Below are 16335 nucleotides of genomic sequence, written 5' to 3'. Positions count from 1 at the left end.
TATGCCGCGCTGAGGACGTCATTCGTCGATCAACCCCTTGTGAATTGATCAGAAATCGGCAGGCAGGTCTGATTGCAATATCGGGCGTCAGGAGACCAAGCACATGCGCAACACCCCCGGATGGCGGAAGACCGTCTGCCTTTTCGTCGCGACCCTTGTCCTGGTGGCCGGCTCCCCCGCTCATGCGTCACCGCTCAGCGAGGCCGAAACCGTGCGCGTCACCATTCCGGCGGGTGATGTCGAACTGGGCGCCACGCTCTACCGGCCGGCCGGCGCGTCCGGCGAGCTGCCGGCCATCGTTACCGCGCACGGCTCGGCAGCGACCACGCGCGACGGTGTCGGCTTCTACACCAATGCCGCGCTGGCCATGGGCTTTGCGGTCCTCTCCTTCGACAAGCGCGGCACGGGCGAATCAACCGGTGAATACGAACGCTTCTCGGTAGAAACGAGCGATCGTGTCTTCCACGACCTCGCCTGGGACGTCGCCCATTCGGTGCAATGGCTGGCCGGTCAGGACGGCATCGACGAAACGCGCATCGGCCTGTTCGGCGGCAGCCAGGCCGGCTGGATCATGCCCCTGGCAGACAGCCTCCTGCGCGAGAACACCGAAATCGAGATCGGCTTCATCATCATAGGTGAGGGCGTTTCGGTGTCGGCGGGCGCAGAAGCGGCACACGAAGCCGCATTGATGCAGTCCGTAGGCGCGCGCGACACCATCACCCGCACAGACATGCTGACCGCCGAGGCAGCCGCCATCGCGTTCGAGGGCGAGCCGGGCTTCGATCCGGCGCCTGTCCTGGACGACAGTGACACGCCCACGCTCTGGTTCTTCGGACTGAGCGACGGTGTCATCCCCGTCCTGCCCTCGATCGACCTGATCGGGGCGCGCATCGAGAACGGCGAAACGCACCACACCGTCCATATCCTGCCCTTTGGCGACCACAACTTCACAAACACCGTCACGGGCGAGCGCTACGATATCGCGGCGATCTCGCGTGACTGGCTGGTCTCCATCGGCGTGCTGGAATAACGCGTCAGACGGCGTCCAGCGCCTTGCCGACCTTGCGCAGCTGGGTCTCGCCGCCGCCGGGCATGCCCTCGCCGGACGCGACGACCAGCTCCTCGGCATCATGCTGCCAGCGTTCGAGGATTTCCTTTTTCTGTTCGCGCGAGAGGGCGTCGTTGCGCACGACATCTTCCGGCTCGTCGAACGTGCCTGCCGGGTCCAGAAGGGCTTTTTCAAAATCAACCTTGGTCATGACCGGGCCTCCTTTCAGGTTGTGAAACAACCGGTACTCCTAAAACGCGTGGCGGCCGTGCCGGTTCCGCTGAAATCCCATGCAGGCGGACGCTTTGCCGCCCTCGCAATTTCGTGCGGATGGATTAGGTTGCAGCTATGAGCCAGCCGCCCAGAGACCCGGACGCGTTCAAGCGCGCCCTCGCCATCACAACCCGCGCCATTGCCGGCGACAAGGATCTCGACGTCCGCTATGGCGGCGAGATTGCCGGCCTGTCCGGCGGCCGCATCGTGCTGCCCAATCCCGGACCGGAGCCGTCGGCAGCGGCCGCAGCGGCCGTGCGCGGACGCGCCGATGCGCTGGCGCTGCGCCTGGCTCACCATGACGAAGCAGCCCATCTCGGCGCCCTGCCGCCCGGCGCGACGGCGCGCGCCATCTTCCATGCGGCCGAGCAGGCGCGCGTGGAAAGCCTCGGCGCCCGCGACATGCGCGGCATGGCGAACAATCTCGATGCCGCCCTCATCGCCCGCTGCCGGCAGAAGGGCTGGCAGCGTGTCGAGGACCGTCAGGCCGCGCCGATGGAAGAGGCCGTGGCGATGCTGGTCCGCGAGCGGATCACCGGGCGTCCGACCCCGCCGGAAGCCGACGGGCTGATGACACTGTGGCGCGACCAGCTGGAAACCGTTGCCGGCAAATCGCTCGACGCCCTGGCGCGCAATGCCGGCGACCAGCAGGCCTTTGCCGATCTCCTGCGCACCGTGATCGAGGATCTCGACCTGGCCGACGAGCTGGGCGGCGATCCGGAACAGTCGGAAAACCAGGACGATGACGATGAGGGCGTCGACCGCGAGCAGCGTACCGGCGAGGACGAGCAGGATGACGGCAAGGACGGCGAACAGCCCGACACGCCGGACGCCTCGGGCACGGCCGGCGACGAGGAAGAGATCAATGCCGAGGGCGAGGACGCCGATACCCGCGTCGACGCCATGGATGACGAAGGCGCCGCCCAGACCGCGATGCGTCCTAACTGGCAGCCCTCCGGCGAGGGCGATGCCAAGGCCTACAAGGTCTTCACCCGCGAATTCGACGAGGTGATCCAGGCCCAGGATCTGTGCGATGCGGACGAGCTGGAGCGGCTTCGCAAATATCTCGACAATGCCCTCAAAGGGCTCGACCAGGTCGTCGGCCGCCTGGCCAACCGCCTCCAGCGCCGCCTGATGGCGCAGCAGGAACGCGCCTGGCAGTTCGACCTCGAGGAGGGCGTGCTGGACGGTTCGCGCCTGGCCCGGGTCATCGCCGACCCCACCCTGCCCCTGTCCTACAAGCAGGAGAGCGATACCGAATTCCGCGACACGATCGTCACCCTGCTGCTGGACAATTCCGGCTCGATGCGCGGCCGGCCGATCATGGTCGCCGCGGCCTGCGCCGACATTCTCGCCCGCACACTGGAGCGGGTCGGCGTGAAGACGGAGATCCTGGGCTTCACCACCAAGGCCTGGAAGGGCGGCCGCTCGAAGGAGCAATGGCTGGCCGAGGGCAAGCCGCCGCATCCGGGCCGGCTGAACGATCTGCGCCACATCATCTACAAGTCCGCCGACACGCCCTGGCGCCGCGCCCGCACCAATCTGGGCCTGATGATGCGCGAGGGCCTCCTGAAGGAGAATATCGACGGCGAAGCCCTGTTGTGGGCCTGGAAACGCATGGGCGCCCGGCCGGAGCAACGCCGCATCATGATGGTGATCTCCGATGGCGCACCGGTCGATGACGGCACCCAGTCGGCCAATTCGCCGGGCTATCTGGAACGCCATCTGCGCGAGACCATCGCCCTGATCGAGAACCGTTCGGAGATCGAACTGCTGGCGATCGGTATCGGCCATGATGTCACACGCTGGTATCGCCGCGCGGTTACCATCAATGACGTCGAACAGCTCGGCGGGGCCATGACGGACCAGCTGGCGGCCCTGTTCGAAGAGGATGGCCGTCCGGGGACCCGCTTCTCCAGCCGGAACGAGAGTGCGACATCGGGTCTCAAACGCGGCGACCGGGCCTCCCTGGCCGGCGGCCGCTGAGGAGTTTTACATGATGCGTTTCAGTCTTGTTGCAGCCGTCCTCTTCCTGGCGCTGCAGCCGGCATCCCATGCCCAGCCGGTGACGGCGGCCGCCCTGCCGCTGGAGGCCGGTCCCGAGGAACAGGCCGCGCTGGGCCGGCTGGCCTATCGCGGCGGGCTCGTCCTGGCATCTGACGATGAACGCTTCGGGGGCCTGTCGGCGCTGGAAGTCTCGGCCGATGGCACGCGCCTGCTGGCGCTCTCCGACAGCGCCTGGTGGGTTACCGGTGCGCTGGCCTGGGACGATGCCACGAACACGCTGACCGGTTTCAGCGACCTCTCGATCTCACCCGTGCGCGACAGCGATGGCCGTCATTTCGAAGGCCGCTCCGGCGACAGCGAGGGCCTCACGGCGCTGGGCGATGGCCGCTATGCGGTGAGTTTCGAGCGCCGCCACCGCGTGCTGACCTATGCGCTGGGCGAGGACTGGTCGGCCCGCGACACGGCTCTGCCGCAACCGCTGGATATCCCGGACGCCCTGTCCGGCCTGCCGGACAATCGCGGCCTTGAATCCCTGGCCCTCACAGACGAGGGCCGCCTGGTGATGGGTGTGGAGTACCCGACCGATCTCGGTCTGGGTCATGCGCTGTGGGTGGGCGGCGATACCGGCTGGCAGCGCTACAGCCTGCATTCGCGCCCCTCTTTCGGGCTCACCGGCATGGCCGCCTACGACGGCACGATCTACGCCGTGGAGCGCTTCTATTCGCGCGCCGCCGGCAACCGCATCGGCATCATCGCCTTCCCCGTGCCCGAAACCGGCGCACCGGCCGCGATCACGCCGGAAACGCTCGGCCGGATCGACCCGCCCCTGCCCGTCGACAATTTCGAGGGCATCGCCGTGATCGAACGCGGCGGCGAGACGCTGGTCCTGATCATCTCCGACGATAATTTCTCCAACCGCCAGCGCACCCTGCTGATGGCATTTGCGGTGGGAGAGTAGGGCCACACCGCCATCCTTCCCCTTGATGGGGAAGGGGGACCACGCCGCAGGCGTGGTGGATGGGGTGGGAGCGAGGTCTTCGAAAAGGCAAACACCGGGATTCACCCCTTCCGTCCCTTCGGGACACCTTCCCCATCAAGGGGAAGGACCGCTTGTGCCGCCTACTCCGCGCGCTCCCAGACAATCTCCCCCTCGACCACCGTCATCACCGGTTCCACCTCGAGGATATCCGCTTCGGGGATGGTCATGATGTCGGCGGAGAAGACCGTGAAATCGGCCCGCTTGCCGGTCGCGATCGAGCCCAGCTCGTCCTCGCGGAAGGAAGCATAGGCCGGCCACAGCGTGAAGAGTTTCAGCGCGTCGCTGCGCGACAGGGCTTCCTCGGCATGCCAGTTCTCGCCCTGGAAACCGGACAGATCGGCGCGTGCCGTGGCGGCATAGTATTCGATCCGCGGATCGCCCTGCTCGACCGGTGCATCCGATCCGCCGGTGAGGTGTGCGCCGGCGTCCAGCAGGCTCTGCCAGGCATAGGCCCCTTCCAGCCGGGCATCGCCCAGCCGGTCCGGGGCGAAATGCAGGTCGCCGATCGCGTGGGAGGGCTGCATGGACGCGATCACGCCCAGTTCGGCAAAGCGGGGGATATCGTCCGGGTGGACGATCTGGCTGTGCTCGTCGCGCCAGCGGTGCTCGGCCAGGGCGCGCTCTTCTGCGGGGACCTGGTCCAGCGCCTCGCCCACCCAGTCGAGCAGCGAGCGATTGCCGCGGTCGCCGATGGCGTGGACATTCATCTGGATGCCGTCACGCAGGGCCTGGGTCATCATGCCCGTCGTCTCGTCCGCTTCCGCGATGCGCAGGCCGGATGTGTCCGGACGGTCGGAATAAGGCTCCAGCAACGCCGCACCGCGCGAGCCCAGGGCGCCGTCCATATAGAGTTTCACGGCCCGGGTGATGACGCGGCCGTCATCGGCCACTCGCGGCACATCGCCGGCCGCCAGATCGGCATAGCCTTCCGGATTGATCGAGACATAGACGCGGATCGGCAGGCGGTCCGCTTGGGCGAGACCCTCGATCATCGCCACGTCGGACCATGGCACCGACATGTCGTGTGCGCCGGTCCAGCCCAGGCTGGCGAGACGGTTCGCGCCCTCGGCATAGGTGTCGGCGCGCTCGGCTCCGGACGGCTGGGCGACGAGTGCCTGGGCCGGGCCCATGGCGGTGTCGATCAGCATGCCGGTCGGCTCGCCGGCCTCGCCGAACAGAATCTCCCCGCCTTCCGGCGCTATCGAATCGCGATCGATCCCGGCCGCCTCCAGCGCGGCGGAATTGGCGACCAGCGCGTGGCCGTCGGCCCGGACCAGCACGACCGGATTGTCCGGCGACACGGCATCCAGATCGTCCCGCGTGGGGAAACGGCCTTCCGGCCAGTGTGTCTCGATCCAGCCGCGCCCGAAGACGACATCGCCCGGCCGGGCCGCCTCGACGGCGCCGGAGACGCGCTCGACCAGTTCGGCGACCGAGCGCACATCGTCCAGATTGAGCAGGCGTTCGCGCTGGCCGACGCCGAGCACGTGGATATGGCTGTCGGTAAAGCCCGGATACATCGCGGCGCCCTCCAGATCGACGAGGCGCGTGGCCTGTCCCACCCAGATATTCGCGCCTGCCCGCGGTCCGGCGAAGACGATGCGGCCGTCCTGGACAGCAACGGCCTCGACCATGGGGCGGGTATCATCGGCGGTGTAGATGGGGCCGCCGAAGAACACCATGTCGGCAGCGGGAATGCCGCCATCATCCGGTGCCGGTTCGGCAGGGCGGGGTGTGGCCGGCGCCTCGGCGGCGGGCTCGCCGCTGCCGCAGGCGGCCAGTGCGAGTGCGCCGAACGCTGCGGCGATTGCGGAAATCCTGTTTGTCATGACGGCCTCCCCCGGATCTTCACGTCCGAAATCCGCGAGGAAGCTAGCGGCATGCCGCGCATACGACAACGCCCGCTGCAGGAACAGCGGGCGTTGATCGAATTCGGTCAGGTCCGGAAGCGCTCAGGCTGCCAGAGCCTTCTTCAGGTCGCGCTTGATCTTCAGGGCGCGGTCCGAGAGGCTCTCGTCGCGGGCCTTGAGGAGGAAGGCATCCAGGCCGCCGACATGGTCGACAGACCGCAGCGCCTTCGCAGCGATACGCAGCTTGAAGTTACGACCCAGCTTTTCCGAAGCCAGCGTGACATCGCACAGGTTCGGCAGGAAACGGCGGCGGGTCTTGTTCTGAGCGTGGGACACATTGTTCCCCGTCATCACGCCCGTGCCGGTCAGTTCGCAGCGACGCGCCATAGTCGCACCTTTCAAATAGAATAATCCGTGCGCACCGGCCTTGCGACCAGTGCGAGAGCGGGCGAGATAAAGGAGCCAGGCCACGGCGTCAAGCTTGCACCGTTCATCTTGCAGCCGGTTTTGTTCGGTTATTGCAGTTGATATATCGGGGTCAAGCTGGCGGCGGTGCATAGCCGAGGAGAGTTTCGAGTGAAAAACGCGTGGGTTATCGGAGCCATGGCGCTGGGCCTGACCGGCGGCGTGCCGGTCCTTGCGGCCGACGATGCAGCAGACAGCGCTGCAGGCAGCGGGCCGTTGGGCATCACCGTGCAGTATTCCGGCTCGGTCATGATCTTCCAGGTCGCCGATATCGTCGTGAACGGCCAGTTCGCGAATGACGACTACAGCGCCTCGGCGCGGCTGACGACGGCCGGGCTGGCCGCGCTGTTCTCCGATGCGGATATCGAGGCCGGCGTGTCCGGCTATCGCTTCGGCCCCCGGCTGCAGCCCTGGCGCTACAGCCACTACAATCATGCCAGCTCGAAGAACCGCACGGTCGGCATCGACTTCCCCGAAGGAGTCGCGACGCCGGATATCGAACCGCCCTTCGGCAATATGGGCGAACCGCCGGCGACGGCAGAGGAGCGTGCCGGCGCCGCCGATCCGCTCTCGACCCTGCTGGCCATCGGGCTGGGCGCTGCCTCCAGCAGCGATTCGCTGTGTGACGGCCAGCTGCCGGTATTCGACGGACGCGCCCGCTATAATCTGCGCTTCGAGGATGGCGGTACCGAGCGGATCCGCACCCGGGCCTGGTCGGGCGATGCCCAGATCTGCCACGCCTATTACGAACCGGTTTCGGGCTATGAAGCCGATGAATTCCCCGACGATGACACCATCTCCCATCCGATCACCTTCTGGATGGCGCCGGTGCATGGTGGCGATCTCTATGTCCCCGTGCGCATCCGGACGAACGCCGGCTTTGGCGGGGTGACGATCACCGCCCGCTCGATCCAGGAAAGCTGATCCTGCATGCCGGGTGCCGGTGAGCAGCCTTGCGCTGCCCCCGGCGTCCGGCCTAAGGAGGGGGCGTCATGTTGGCGCGCAATGACGGTCCCGGCCAGATAACGGCCGCGCTCGGACCGACCAATACCGGAAAGACACACCTCGCCGTCGAGCGGATGCTGGGCCGGTCCTCCGGGATGATCGGCCTGCCCCTGCGCCTGCTCGCGCGCGAAGTCTATGACCGGGTGGTAAAAGCCAAGGGTCCAGCCGCTGTCGCGCTGATTACCGGCGAGGAAAAGATCGTGCCGGCCTCGGCGCGCTATTTCATCTGCACCGCGGAAGCCATGCCGGTGGAGAAACGTGTCGCCTTCGTCGCCATCGACGAGGTGCAGCTGGCTGCCGATCCGGAGCGCGGTCATGTCTTCACCGACCGCCTCCTGCGCGCCCGCGGCACCGAAGAGACCATGATCCTCGGCTCGGGCACGATGACCCGGCTGATCCGCGAACTCGTGCCGCGCGCCGATACCGAGCATCGCGAGCGCTTCTCACAGCTGAGCTATTCCGGCCCCGCCAAGCTGACCCGCCTGCCGCGCCGTTCGGCCGTCGTCGCCTTCTCGGCCGAGGCGGTCTACGCCATCGCGGAACTCCTGCGCCGGCGGCGCGGCGGGGCTGCGGTCGTGATGGGCGGTCTGTCGCCGCGCACCCGCAACGCCCAGGTCGAGCTCTACCAGTCCGGCGAAGTGGACTTCCTCGTCGCCACAGATGCCATCGGCATGGGGCTGAACATGGATATCGACCATGTCGCCTTTGCCGAGAGCCGCAAGTTCGACGGCCGCCGCCGGCGCCGGCTGACCCCGGCCGAGCTCGGCCAGATCGCCGGCCGGGCCGGCCGCTTCCGCTCCGACGGCACATTCGGCGAAACCGCCGATTGCCGGCCTTTTGAACCGGATGTCGTCGAGGCTGTGGAAGCGCACACATTCGCACCCGTCGAACGCCTGCGCTGGCGCAATCCCGATCTCGACGAGAGCTCGCTGGACGCGCTGCAATTCTCGCTCGGCAAACCTTCGCGCCACCCGGCGCTGGAGCGGGTCGGCGAAGCGATGGACGAGCGGGCCCTGGGCGTGCTGGCTGCCGATCGCGAAGTGCGTGAGCGCGCGACCGGCCGCGACGGGGTGAGCCGGCTGTGGGATGCCTGCCGCCTGCCGGATTTCCGCAAGGCGACGCTGGACGCCCATGCCCGGCTGGTGAAATCGATCTACCTGCACCTGACCGGCCCCGGCAATCGCCTGCCCGACGACTGGCTGGCCGGTCATCTGGAACGGCTGAACAAGACGTCCGGCGATGTCGATGCGCTGGCCTCGCGGCTCGCCTATGTGCGCACCTGGGCCTATGCCGCACACCGCGCCGACTGGACACACGACCCCGATCACTGGCGCGGCCGCACACGCCAGATCGAGGACGCCCTGTCCGACGCCCTGCATGAACGGCTGATGCAACGCTTCGTCGATCGCCGCACCAGCGCGCTGGTAAAAGGCCTGCGCGACGAGCGCGACCTGCTGGCCGGCGTATCGCACACGGGCGAGGTGACGGTTGAGGGTCATTTCGTCGGACGGCTTGACGGACTGACCTTCAGGCCCGATGCAGAAGGCCGCGAGCTGGCCGCCCGCACCCTGAAGTCCGCGGCGCTCAGAGCGTTGCGACCCGAAATCAACCGGCGCCTCGGCGCCCTGGCTAGGACAGACATGACAGACCTGACCTTCACCGATGATGGCCAGATCATCTGGAACGGCGAGACCGTGGCCCAGCTGATCCCCGGTCCCGGCCCGCTGAAGCCGGCGATCAAGCTGGTCGGCGGCGATCTGGGCACCACGGAAGCCCAGGCGGCAGCCCAGTCGACGCTGGAAGCCCGCGTGCGCGAGCATATCGAGACAGTTCTGGCGCCGCTGTTCAAGCTGCGCGAGGCCGGCCAGTCCGACGAGCTGACCGGCCCGGCGCGCGGCGTCGCCTGGCGCCTGCACGAGGCCGGCGGCGCCCTCGCCCGCCTGACGATCTCCGAGGAAGTGCGTGCCCTCACCCAGGACGAGCGCCGTGCCCTGCGCGCTGTCGGCGTGCGGATCGGCGAGCACATGGTCTATGTGCCCGAACTTGTGAAACCGGCCCCGGCACGGCTGAACGCCCTCCTGCAGGCGATCGCCGCCGGATCGACCGATATCAGCTGGCTGCCGGCACCCGGCCTGACCTCGATCGCCAATGACCGCGGCCGCTCGCGCGCCGACTATGCGACCGTCGGCTTCTATCCCTGCGGTCCGCGCGCCGTGCGGTTCGACATGCTCGAACGCCTCGCCGACACGCTGCGCGATGCCCGCGCGGCGGATCAGGAACCCGGCTTTCCGCTGACCGCCGACATGACGGCGCTGCTGGGCTGTTCGGTCGAGGATCTGCGCGGCACGCTGACCACGCTGGGTTACAAGCGCATCCAGAAAGGCCCGGATCCGGAGAAGGCCGAAGGCGAGCGCTGGGACCGGCGCAAGCGGCGTCCCCAGGCCCGCCCCCGGCCGAAACCGGCCGCGGCGGTACCGCCGCCCGCCGACAGCCCGTTTGCCGCACTGGCCGCGCTGAATGTCGCCGGCACCGGTGCCGGGAATGCCCGCAAGCCGGGCCGCAAGCGCAGCCGCAAGGCCTCCAAGCCGTGAGCGAGGCGGGCAACGCACAGCGGCTGGATGTCTGGCTATGGCACGCCCGCCTGTTCAAGACCCGCACCCTGGCCACCCGTATCGTGACGAAGGGGCAGATTCGTATCGAGACCGCCGGGACAACACGCCGCATTACCAAGGCTTCGGCGCTGGTTCGTGAGGGCGACACATTGACGCTCCCCCTGAATAATCAGATTGTCCGGCTCGAAATCCTGGGCCTGGGCGAACGGCGCGGCCCGGCGGCGGAAGCCCGCCTGCTCTATCGCCGGCTCGACGAGGCCGGGGAGCCGGCCGAGCCCGCCGCGTAAATATGCCGATAAACCCGGACCTTAGAGGACCCGGCCATGTTCGAATCCATCAAGCGTCTCTTCACTGCCGAGACGGGCGAATCCCATCCCGAACTCGATCCGCACGTCGCGGCGACGACCCTGCTTGTCGAGGCCGCACTGGCTGACGGCATCTATGCCGACTGCGAACAGGACCAGATCCGCGCCATCCTGTCGGCGGCCTTTTCCATGTCCGACGAGAAGGCGGCCCGCGTGCTTGAACAGGCCGAGAGCCTGGCCGAGACAGCGGTCGATCATCACAGCTTCACCAAGGTGGTGAAGGCCTGTCTGGACAAGCAGGAACGCGTCGCCCTGGTGGAACAGCTGTGGCGCGTCGCGCTGGCCGATGGCGAGAAATCGCCCTTCGAGGATGCCTTCATCCGGCGCATCACGCCCCTGCTCGCCGTCGGCGACCGGGAGCGCGTCTTCGCCCGCTCGCGTGCAGAAGCGCACATGCGGCCCCGTTGACAAAACCGCGCCTGCGGCCCATGTCCCGCCGGCATACCTGCCCCGTCCAAGAAATCCGGCTGCCATGACCTATATCGTCACTGACGCCTGCGTGCGCTGCAAATATACCGATTGTGTCGAAGTCTGCCCCGTCGACTGCTTCTACGAGGGTGAGAATTTCCTCGTCATCCATCCGGACGAGTGCATCGATTGCGGCGTCTGCGAACCGGAATGCCCGGTCGAGGCGATCAAGCCGGACACCGAGGACGATCCGGACGGCAAGTGGCTGGCCGTGAACTCGAAATTCGCCGAGATCTGGCCGAACATCACGGTGCGCAAGGATCCGCCCGCCGATGCCGATGCCATGGCCGAGGAAGACGGCAAGTACGAGAAGTACTTCTCAGAAAAACCCGGATCGGGCGACTAGCCGCGCCGGGTTAACCAAACGCTACCGTTTGGAAATTTCCGTAGTTTGTGATATGTTCCACGGATTGATGGGCAGTGCATGTGGCGCTGCCCGCTTTTCTGTGCGGTGGCTTGCACGCAGGATTAGTCGATCTCGGAGCCGGGTGGGTGCCGGAACAACTTCGGGAGCGATCTGCGCGCTATTGGGTACCACCGGCGAGGAAGGCCCAACCAGAGAGCATCCATGACGAAAAAAACCGCCAACGACAACAAGTCTTTCAAGCAAGGCGACTTTATCGTGTACCCGGCCCACGGTGTCGGTCAGGTCACGGGCGTTGAGAAGGATACAGTCGCGGGTTTCGACATCGAAGTCTACGTCGTCACGTTCGAACAGGATAAGATGACGCTGCGCGTGCCGACCGCCAAGGCCGACGCGTCGGGCATGCGCCCGCTGTCCAGCGATCGTATCGTGAAGGACGCGATGAAGACGCTGAAGGGCAAGGCCAAGGTGAAGCGCACCATGTGGAGCCGCCGGGCACAGGAATACGAAGCGAAGATCAATTCGGGCGACCTGATCATGATCGCCGAAGTCGTTCGCGACCTGCACCGTGCAGAAGACCAGCCCGAGCAGTCCTATTCCGAACGTCAGCTCTATGAATCCGCGCTGGACCGCATGGTCCGCGAACTGGCCGCCGTCGAGAATATCGAGCACGACAAGGCGCGTGAAATGCTGTCGGTCTCGCTGGCCAAGAAAGCCGCCTGATCCGTCACGCATTGCAACGCCCAGACAGACGCCCGGCTCCGGCCGGGCGTTTTTCTTTATGCATCCGTTGCGGCAGCACTGCCCCCTGCCCCGCCCGGTGATCCGCTCCGCCCTGCCCGCCGTATGAGCTGGTGAGGAGGATGTGAGGATGCCTGCAACCCGGACTGCCCCCGAGACGACCGCCGCCCCGCGCCAGCGCGATGCCGGCGAACAGCGCTTTGTCAAAGCCGCGATGGCGGTGCCGCTCCTGTCACGCGAGGAGGAGCAGGAGCTCGCCCGCCGCTGGGCCGAGCATCGCGACGAAGCCGCCCTGCACCGGCTGACCGAGGCTCATATGCGCCTCGTCGTCGCCACGGCCGCCCGCTTCCGCCGCTACGGCCTGCCCTTCTCCGACCTGATCCAGGAAGGCAATATCGGCCTGATGAAAGCAGCGGAGCGGTTCGATCCCTCCCGCGATGTCCGCTTCTCCACCTATGTGACCTGGTGGGTGCGTTCCTGCATCCAGGACTATGTGCTGCGCAACTGGTCGATCGTGCGCACCGGCACGACCTCGGCCCAGAAATCCCTCTTTTTCAACCTGCGCCGCATCCGGGCCCGCACGGGCGATGTCGATGGCGGCGGGCTGACGCCGGAGAATCGCCGCCTGATCGCCGAGGAGCTGAAGGTGCGCGAGGAGGATGTGGACATGATGGCCTCGCGCCTGAGCGCCGTCGACCGTTCGCTCAATGCGCCGGTCGGCGAAGAGGACCAGATGCAGTGGCAGGACCTGCTGGTGGACGAGACCTGTGCGCCGGAGGACGAGGTGATGGACCGGACCGACAGCGAGCGCCGCAAGGCCTGGCTGGGCCAGGCCATCGACACGCTGAACCCGCGCGAACAGCTGATCATCCGTGAACGCCGTCTCAGCGAAGAGGGCTCGACCCTGGAGATGCTGGGCGACCGCCTGGGCATTTCCAAGGAGCGCGTCCGCCAGATCGAGAATGCGGCGCTGGACAAGATCCGCCGCGCCCTGACCGAGCGTCACGGCGATCCGGCTGCCTGCGGACTGATCCCGAACTGAACCCGGATTTGATCCCGGCCACGCCTGCCGGAGACGGCAGGCGGACGGCTGGTCTTTCACAGGCCGCACACGGCCGGCCGGCTCAATCGACCAGGACCTCGATCCGTTCGGGATGATCGATGCGGATCATCGGACCGTTCTCGTCCTCGATCCAGCCACGCACCCGGATGCGGCGCGTCTCCAGCGCATCCGGGCCCAGACCGGCCTCGAGAAAGGCCGGCGCGTCCTCCGCCTCGATCATGACAGTGAAATCGGTGCGGTAGTCGGCCCCGAAGTTGAGATAGATGCGGCCCGAGCGTAATTGCGTCGCCTCCACCACCCGGCCCTCGACCAGCTGCACCGATCCGATGTCCTGGGCCAGCGCATCGGGATGGGTGTCGCGCACGGCATGGGCCGGGTCCGCCCAAAGCCCGCGCCGCTGGTCCCGCGCAAAGCTTTCGAGCACCAGAAGGTCGCGCGCCGCCGCCCGGTTGTCTGCGTGGCTGAGCACGCGGGCGGCCCCCGATTCGACCAGACGCGCCTGCAGCCAGGAGTCCGCCCCGCCCTCGTTCCTGACATGCACCTGCGCCAGCGCCCGGCCATAGCGATCGCGCTCCTGACCCGCATAGGCGAGACGCACCGCATGACCCGCCGCTTCCGCTTCCAGCAACGAGCGGCTCAAGGCTTCGTCCGGCGCATCCAGCTCGGCCAGACGCACCTCCAGCACGTTGTCGCCGGTGTCCACGGCAAGCGTCAACGCACCCGAAACTTCAGTGACTTGTCCGCTTTCACCCGGTGTGAAAGGGTCGGCACCGAATGAGCAGGCCGCCAGGGCCAGTAGAAACAGGAGGGGCATGATCGCGCGCATCGCTTTCCGGCTTTCCGTTCACTCCATGGCTATACTACTTGTAATTGCATTGCAAGCCCCGCTTGCGTCCCGCGTGTTTACCAATCCGTTTACCATCTGCGCGTAATGATCCGGGCAGCCAACAATCAGGGACGCTCCCACGATGAACGCCTATGCCTATTCCGACGACGCGATGACCCATCCGGCCGGCGCGTCCGACAGCAATTCCCGCGCGGTCGCCGAAGCGGTCGGCGAGACGGCCGCCCGCGCCTCACAGGGCGCCGAGGCAGCCCAGATCGCCCGCGACGCCATGAACCAGGTGGAAGAGTCCAGCCAGGTTCTCGAGCGCCGCGTCGAGGCACTGACCGACGCGTCCCAGCGCATCAATGCGATCCTGTCGACCATCGAGGCGATCGCCAGCCAGACCAACCTCCTCGCTCTCAACGCGACGATCGAGGCTGCCCGGGCCGGCGAAGCCGGCCGCGGCTTTGCCGTTGTCGCTGGCGAAGTGAAGGCACTGGCCGGCCAGACCGCCAAGGCCACCGAGGACATTGCCTCGCGCATCGCCGCCCTGGACACCGAAGTGAAGGAAATCCTCGACGGTGTGCGCGGGTCGGGCCAGTCGGTCGCCCGCGGCAAGGCCGCCGTCGACCAGATGACCCAGGCAACCCAGGAAGTCGCCCAGCAGCTCAACACGCTGCGCCAGACCATCGGCTAGGCATCCGCCAGGTTGAACGCAAAGAAGCGGCGGGCTCAGGCTCGCCGTTTTTTTGTGTCCGCACACCATCCCCGCATCGCAGGCTTCAGCCGTCCGGAAAAACCGGCTAAGACGCTCGTCTGGCGGCCCCGTAGCTCAGCAGGATAGAGCAACGGATTCCTAATCCGTAGGTCGCGCGTTCGAATCGCGCCGGGGTCACCAGAGTCTTTCGATCTCACGGCAGTCCGCTGCGCGGACGCCCGATCTGGCATTCTTCTTGCTCGCCTCGCAGGGGAAATCCCGGGAGGAGACAGCGCGCCATGACCCAATCCATCGCTGCCGAACATGTCGCCAAGCGCGAACGGCTTGATCATCTCGACGTCCTGCGCGGCCTGGCCGTGATCGGTCTCCTGTTTGCGCGCTTCCCGGCCAAGGGCGGATCCATTCTCGCAATCGAACACCCGGACATTCTCGGCTGGTCCATCGGGGAACAGGTGATCTGGTTCCTCAATTCGGTCCTGGTCGACGATGCGATGCGCGGCCTGTTCGCCCTGCTTTTCGGCGTCTCGCTGTGGATGATGACGCGGCCGCGCGAAGGCGTCGCCCTCACCGAGACCTATACGCGCTACCTGGCCCGCACCGCCGGGCTGTTCGCCTTCGGTCTGGTCTTCCACGTGATCCTGCTGGCCGAAGCCTCCGACATCCTGCACGTCTATGCGCTGGCCGGTGTCGTCGCCCTGGCCCTGTCGCGGCTGGATCCGCGCCTTCTGGTGCTGGGCGGTCTGGGCGGGTTCGGCCTGCTCGCGCTGCACGAATTCACCAATGAACTGACCACCGCGCCGGTGACCGGGGCCAGCCTGGCCGACGCGGCGGCCTATCATGCCGGTTCCTATCTCGATCATGTCCGCCTCTCCCTGGTGCAATTCCAGTCCTGGAGCCTGTCGACGGGCATCGTCTGGAAATGTCTGGAAGCGGGCAGCTACATGCTGCTGGGCCTGGGCCTGTTCCGTCTGGGCGCCTTCACCGGCTGGCCGGCCGGACGCCTGACGGCCCTGCTGGCCGCGGGCTATGGCATCGGCTTCGCCCTGTGCGGCGGTGTCGCCGCAATGGCGGCTGCCGGCGGGTTCGAGATCGTGGTGAAATCCCATCCGCTGACCACGCTGGGCAAGCCCTTCATCGTGCTGGGCCATGCCGCGCTGATCATGCTGGCGATGCGGGCCCCGGCCCTGCGCCCGGCGCTGATGGCGACGCTGGCGCCGGTCGGACGCCTGGCCCTGACGCTCTATCTGGGCGGCACGGCGATCGCGCTCTTCGTCTTCACCGGTGCCGGCCTGGCGCTGGGCCCGTTCGACCGCTACGGCATCACGGCCGCAGCCTTGCTGGGCGCCGTCGCGCTGATCGTCTTCGCCCGGCTGTGGCTGTCGGTGTCGAAACAGGGTCCCCTGGAATGGGCGCTGCGGGTGTGGAGCGCGGCCTCGGGCGATCTCGCCTGCCGTCTGCTCCCGAAACCGCGGGCCGTCCAGAACGCCTGAC

16 protein-coding genes and 1 tRNA gene are annotated in these 16335 nt (G+C 67.0%); 13 read left to right on the top strand and 4 right to left on the bottom strand.

Annotated features, from left to right (window positions below; all coding sequences use genetic code 11):
- Nucleotides 1-103: 103 nt before the first annotated feature.
- Nucleotides 104-1030 (top strand): alpha/beta hydrolase family protein, encoded by a 927-nt coding sequence (locus PKE71_RS08010; protein ID WP_271186432.1) that lies wholly within the window; start codon nt 104-106, stop codon nt 1028-1030.
- A gap of 4 nt (nt 1031-1034) precedes the next feature.
- Here PKE71_RS08010 and PKE71_RS08005 read toward each other — a convergent pair whose 3' ends face one another.
- Nucleotides 1035-1259: a hypothetical protein gene (locus PKE71_RS08005; protein ID WP_271186431.1), complete on the bottom strand. Its 225-nt coding sequence runs from the start codon at nt 1257-1259 to the stop codon at nt 1035-1037.
- A gap of 137 nt (nt 1260-1396) precedes the next feature.
- On the opposite strand from PKE71_RS08005, the gene cobT reads away from it, so the two are divergent.
- A complete protein-coding gene (gene cobT, locus PKE71_RS08000) occupies nt 1397-3307 on the top strand; it encodes a cobaltochelatase subunit CobT (protein WP_271186430.1) in 1911 nt (636 codons plus the stop codon).
- Nucleotides 3308-3317: 10 nt separating this feature from the next.
- A complete protein-coding gene (locus PKE71_RS07995) occupies nt 3318-4286 on the top strand; it encodes an esterase-like activity of phytase family protein (RefSeq protein ID WP_271186429.1) in 969 nt (322 codons plus the stop codon).
- 161 nt (nt 4287-4447) lie between these two features.
- Here the strand turns inward: PKE71_RS07995 and PKE71_RS07990 are convergent, their stop codons facing one another.
- Complete coding sequence (locus PKE71_RS07990; protein WP_271186428.1) at nt 4448-6196, bottom strand: amidohydrolase; 1749 nt, start codon at nt 6194-6196, stop codon at nt 4448-4450.
- Between the two features lie 123 nt (nt 6197-6319).
- Entirely contained in the window at nt 6320-6604 is a 285-nt protein-coding gene (gene rpmB, locus PKE71_RS07985; RefSeq protein ID WP_271186427.1) for a 50S ribosomal protein L28, read from the bottom strand.
- Between the two features lie 189 nt (nt 6605-6793).
- On the opposite strand from rpmB, the gene PKE71_RS07980 reads away from it, so the two are divergent.
- The 7 genes from PKE71_RS07980 to PKE71_RS07950 all read left to right on the top strand — a co-directional run bounded on the left by PKE71_RS07980 (nt 6794) and on the right by PKE71_RS07950 (nt 13279).
- Entirely contained in the window at nt 6794-7606 is an 813-nt protein-coding gene (locus PKE71_RS07980) for a DUF3108 domain-containing protein (RefSeq protein WP_271186426.1), read from the top strand.
- A 68-nt stretch (nt 7607-7674) separates the two neighbouring features.
- On the top strand, nt 7675-10278 hold the full coding sequence (locus PKE71_RS07975) for a helicase-related protein (protein WP_271186425.1): 2604 nt from the start codon (nt 7675-7677) through the stop codon (nt 10276-10278).
- Nucleotides 10275-10586 (top strand): RNA-binding S4 domain-containing protein, encoded by a 312-nt coding sequence (locus PKE71_RS07970; RefSeq protein ID WP_271186424.1) that lies wholly within the window; start codon nt 10275-10277, stop codon nt 10584-10586. The genes PKE71_RS07975 and PKE71_RS07970 overlap by 4 nt, the downstream gene beginning before the upstream one ends.
- 36 nt (nt 10587-10622) lie before the next feature.
- A complete protein-coding gene (locus PKE71_RS07965; RefSeq protein WP_271186423.1) occupies nt 10623-11072 on the top strand; it encodes a tellurite resistance TerB family protein in 450 nt (149 codons plus the stop codon).
- Between the two features lie 64 nt (nt 11073-11136).
- Nucleotides 11137-11478, top strand: a complete 342-nt coding sequence (gene fdxA / locus PKE71_RS07960) for a ferredoxin FdxA (protein ID WP_271186422.1) — start codon at nt 11137-11139, stop codon at nt 11476-11478.
- A gap of 222 nt (nt 11479-11700) precedes the next feature.
- Nucleotides 11701-12219, top strand: a complete 519-nt coding sequence (locus PKE71_RS07955; protein ID WP_271186421.1) for a CarD family transcriptional regulator — start codon at nt 11701-11703, stop codon at nt 12217-12219.
- Nucleotides 12220-12367: 148 nt separating this feature from the next.
- Nucleotides 12368-13279, top strand: coding sequence for an RNA polymerase factor sigma-32 (locus PKE71_RS07950; protein WP_271186420.1), 912 nt, complete (start codon nt 12368-12370; stop codon nt 13277-13279).
- 82 nt (nt 13280-13361) lie between these two features.
- Here the strand turns inward: PKE71_RS07950 and PKE71_RS07945 are convergent, their stop codons facing one another.
- Nucleotides 13362-14114, bottom strand: coding sequence for a thermonuclease family protein (locus PKE71_RS07945; RefSeq protein ID WP_271186419.1), 753 nt, complete (start codon nt 14112-14114; stop codon nt 13362-13364).
- A 154-nt stretch (nt 14115-14268) separates the two neighbouring features.
- On the opposite strand from PKE71_RS07945, the gene PKE71_RS07940 reads away from it, so the two are divergent.
- The 3 genes from PKE71_RS07940 (at nt 14269) to PKE71_RS07930 (ending at nt 16334) form a co-directional block, all read left to right on the top strand.
- Entirely contained in the window at nt 14269-14823 is a 555-nt protein-coding gene (locus PKE71_RS07940; protein ID WP_271186418.1) for a methyl-accepting chemotaxis protein, read from the top strand.
- A gap of 124 nt (nt 14824-14947) precedes the next feature.
- A tRNA-Arg gene (locus PKE71_RS07935) sits at nt 14948-15024 on the top strand.
- Nucleotides 15025-15122: 98 nt separating this feature from the next.
- A complete protein-coding gene (locus tag PKE71_RS07930) occupies nt 15123-16334 on the top strand; it encodes a DUF418 domain-containing protein (protein ID WP_271186417.1) in 1212 nt (403 codons plus the stop codon).
- Nucleotide 16335: the final 1 nt, after the last annotated feature.

The sequence above is a fragment of the Maricaulis virginensis genome (genome assembly GCF_027922185.1).
GTDB classification, from domain to species: domain Bacteria; phylum Pseudomonadota; class Alphaproteobacteria; order Caulobacterales; family Maricaulaceae; genus Maricaulis; species Maricaulis virginensis.
Note: the sequence above shows the minus strand (reverse complement) of the source record. Positions and strands in the feature narration are given on the sequence as shown.

Coding starts and splice junctions, on each gene's coding strand:
- PKE71_RS08010 (WP_271186432.1), top strand. CDS start 104: ATGCGCAACACCCCCGGATGGCGGAAGACCGTCTGCCTTTTCGTCGCG.
- PKE71_RS08005 (WP_271186431.1), bottom strand. CDS start 1,259: ATGACCAAGGTTGATTTTGAAAAAGCCCTTCTGGACCCGGCAGGCACG.
- cobT (WP_271186430.1), top strand. CDS start 1,397: ATGAGCCAGCCGCCCAGAGACCCGGACGCGTTCAAGCGCGCCCTCGCC.
- PKE71_RS07995 (WP_271186429.1), top strand. CDS start 3,318: ATGATGCGTTTCAGTCTTGTTGCAGCCGTCCTCTTCCTGGCGCTGCAG.
- PKE71_RS07990 (WP_271186428.1), bottom strand. CDS start 6,196: ATGACAAACAGGATTTCCGCAATCGCCGCAGCGTTCGGCGCACTCGCA.
- rpmB (WP_271186427.1), bottom strand. CDS start 6,604: ATGGCGCGTCGCTGCGAACTGACCGGCACGGGCGTGATGACGGGGAAC.
- PKE71_RS07975 (WP_271186425.1), top strand. CDS start 7,675: ATGTTGGCGCGCAATGACGGTCCCGGCCAGATAACGGCCGCGCTCGGA.
- PKE71_RS07965 (WP_271186423.1), top strand. CDS start 10,623: ATGTTCGAATCCATCAAGCGTCTCTTCACTGCCGAGACGGGCGAATCC.
- fdxA (WP_271186422.1), top strand. CDS start 11,137: ATGACCTATATCGTCACTGACGCCTGCGTGCGCTGCAAATATACCGAT.
- PKE71_RS07955 (WP_271186421.1), top strand. CDS start 11,701: ATGACGAAAAAAACCGCCAACGACAACAAGTCTTTCAAGCAAGGCGAC.
- PKE71_RS07950 (WP_271186420.1), top strand. CDS start 12,368: ATGCCTGCAACCCGGACTGCCCCCGAGACGACCGCCGCCCCGCGCCAG.
- PKE71_RS07945 (WP_271186419.1), bottom strand. CDS start 14,114: ATGCCCCTCCTGTTTCTACTGGCCCTGGCGGCCTGCTCATTCGGTGCC.
- PKE71_RS07940 (WP_271186418.1), top strand. CDS start 14,269: ATGAACGCCTATGCCTATTCCGACGACGCGATGACCCATCCGGCCGGC.
- PKE71_RS07930 (WP_271186417.1), top strand. CDS start 15,123: ATGACCCAATCCATCGCTGCCGAACATGTCGCCAAGCGCGAACGGCTT.